The sequence below is a fragment of the Bradyrhizobium sp. UFLA05-108 genome, from assembly GCF_059803455.1.
The window spans coordinates 1-2,284 of record NZ_JBANAZ010000170.1 but is presented as its reverse complement, the minus strand read 5'-3'; the positions used below and the strand labels follow the sequence as shown (position 1 = coordinate 2,284).

Genomic DNA, 2,284 nt, shown 5'->3' with positions numbered 1-2,284 from the left:
GACGGGACGGGCATCCTGAAGATCGGCCGGACGCTCGGCGTCGGCACGTCAGTCGTGCAGCGGGTGGTGAAGGAGCAGCCGCGCCCTTTCGAGGCAAGCGTGTGAGGCGGAAGCGGAAGGTCGCTAAATGAAATTCACATAGGTAGGTGCGGAAACCCGCCATGAGCGAAAGCGTGCGTAGGCATTGGACCGGCGCGGACTAACGGCCCCAGCATCCTTCTCCCTCCCGGAGCTGGGGCCGTTGTTGAGCTTGCTACTCCAGGCCCGCACCTCAAATGAAAAGGCCGCCAAATCGAGGCGGCCTCTTGAATGTGAAGACCTGTCCGGGGCTGGCGAGGCGGGCCTTCGCCGATCTTCTTACCAAGAACCACCTCGACGCGATGTCATTCAAAAGGAAATGGGTGTTCGCCCAAGAGAACCCGTAGTTTTCCGCAGATTAGGACAGTGCTACGCACGGTAATTTTCCGGAATCACGCTGGTCATGAAATGCCCCTAAGGTAATTCCGCCGGGGCTGGCCATTTCGCATCCCGAACAAGATTTCAACCGGCAAGGGGTCGCTGAAGGGCGGCCCCTTTCGATTCCGGCCTCCCTGGCGTGGGCCATGGGCGCTCACGGCGACTTACGCCGGGCAATTGCATAAAACGGCCCGAACTGGCGGCTTTTAGCGCGCCAATCGTGACGGCCTAACTATCCCGCTGGCAACGCGCGCTGCGCACCGCCGGGCGCGGTTTTTGTTGTCACCGCACTGTCCGTCGACTTATCCACAGGGTTATCCACATGGCTGCCGCCATTGCTCCCCGCCGCGCGGCGGCCCGGCACACTGCCCCCGCCGAAACGTGTGCCGAGCCTAGCCAGCCAGTCCGCTGCTGGTCAATCATGACCGGCTAGGGTCCATAGTGGGGCAACAATGTGGCTTTGGAAATTGCATGGCGGCAACACCTGCTAGGTTTTTCATAGTCCGAACGATTGAACGATTAGCGACATGTGTCGGCCGTCAGCTAGCCAGAATCACGGGCGCAAATTGATTGCGCCTAGGACATCGATCGTTTCCGCGCTGGTCTGATCGAAGCCCCCGGCTCCCCGCTCCATCGCTACATCAGCCCCCAGCCCCAGCGATGGAGCGGGGCTACTGCGCGCCTGCTTGCGTGTCGCGCGACGTTCGACCGGCTCAGTAGCCCGACTTGGCCTTTGCACCGCTGGTTGCTTTTTCAGTCGTCGTCGTTCCACTCGACATTCCGGTCGTGGTGCCAGGCGCCATCTCCATCTTCTTCGCGTGATGGGTTTTGTGGGTCTTCTGGTGGGTCGACATAGCACCTGCGGCTGTTGGCGCGACTATCAAGCTGATGGCGATCGCTCCCGTGATGAATGCCTTGAGCATGAGACTAGCCTCCGGTCGGCCTGCCCCAAAAGCAAACCGGCAGATTTGTGAAACGTTCCTGTTACGCGCGGGCAAGTCGCTCTTCAGCGCACTAACATGTCCACAGTTTGTGTAACACAGTCGCGATGACACTACCCCTAGTGAATAGCCTGCATTTTATCCGGGTGTAGTGCACATTTTGTGCATGAATTCGTCTAAGGATACACGGATTATGCAAGCAGGTCATTCCACCGTCAGAGCAGCTCGAAGCACGGGCCGGGATCGGGTTTCCAATGGCCGCCTCCTGTCGCGCGCCGTCGATTTGCGGTCTGCCGGAGGTCGACGCTTCAAGTTTTTGGTCGAAAGCTATTCGCAGCAACTCGGCGGCGAGCTGACCGAGCCCGAGAAGGCGTTGGTGCGCCAGGCGGTCGCGCTTCAGCTTCAGGCCGAACGGTTGCAGGAGCGGATCGTCGGTGGCGAGCTCGTCGACAGCGATCTCCTGATCCCGATCAGTTCGACCAGCAAGCGGCTCCTATCCATCATCGCTGGCAAGGCCGGTCAGCGGGCCGACCCCAGCTGGCTCGACGATCTGGAGGCCAGGTACGCCGAGCGCGATCCCGTGGGGTCCTGAGAGCGCAATGGCCCGTCCGAGCAAGTCCAGCATCTTTGCCAAGGTCCGCGCCGAGATTGCCGGGCTGTTTGGCATTGATCCGGACACCGCGGCGTTGCCGGAGCGACTCAAGATCGACCACGCTACCGCCCTCAAGCTCGAGATCGAGCGGCTGCAGACCGAGCAAATGGGCGGCGATGCCGTCGACATTCGGCGATTGGCCGAAGCGCACGGCGAGTTAAAGCGTGATGGCATTAAGTTCGATAGCCTGAATTTTTGAGGTAGTTGGCGCATTCCTCGGGGGTGAAGGCATCGA

At 60.6% G+C, this 2,284-nt stretch carries 3 protein-coding genes; 2 read left to right on the top strand and 1 reads right to left on the bottom strand.

The window, feature by feature from the left end; all coding sequences use genetic code 11:
- Positions 1 to 1,169 precede the first annotated feature (1,169 nt).
- Positions 1,170 to 1,379, bottom strand: coding sequence for a hypothetical protein (locus tag SO140_RS45685; RefSeq protein ID WP_449384652.1), 210 nt, complete (start codon positions 1,377 to 1,379; stop codon positions 1,170 to 1,172).
- Positions 1,380 to 1,590: 211 nt separating this feature from the next.
- On the opposite strand from SO140_RS45685, the gene SO140_RS45680 reads away from it, so the two are divergent.
- Both SO140_RS45680 and SO140_RS45675 read left to right on the top strand, forming a co-directional pair.
- On the top strand, positions 1,591 to 1,989 hold the full coding sequence (locus SO140_RS45680; RefSeq protein ID WP_449384651.1) for a hypothetical protein: 399 nt from the start codon (positions 1,591 to 1,593) through the stop codon (positions 1,987 to 1,989).
- A 7-nt stretch (positions 1,990 to 1,996) separates the two neighbouring features.
- On the top strand, positions 1,997 to 2,248 hold the full coding sequence (locus tag SO140_RS45675; protein WP_449384650.1) for a hypothetical protein: 252 nt from the start codon (positions 1,997 to 1,999) through the stop codon (positions 2,246 to 2,248).
- The last annotated feature ends 36 nt before the right edge of the window (positions 2,249 to 2,284 follow it).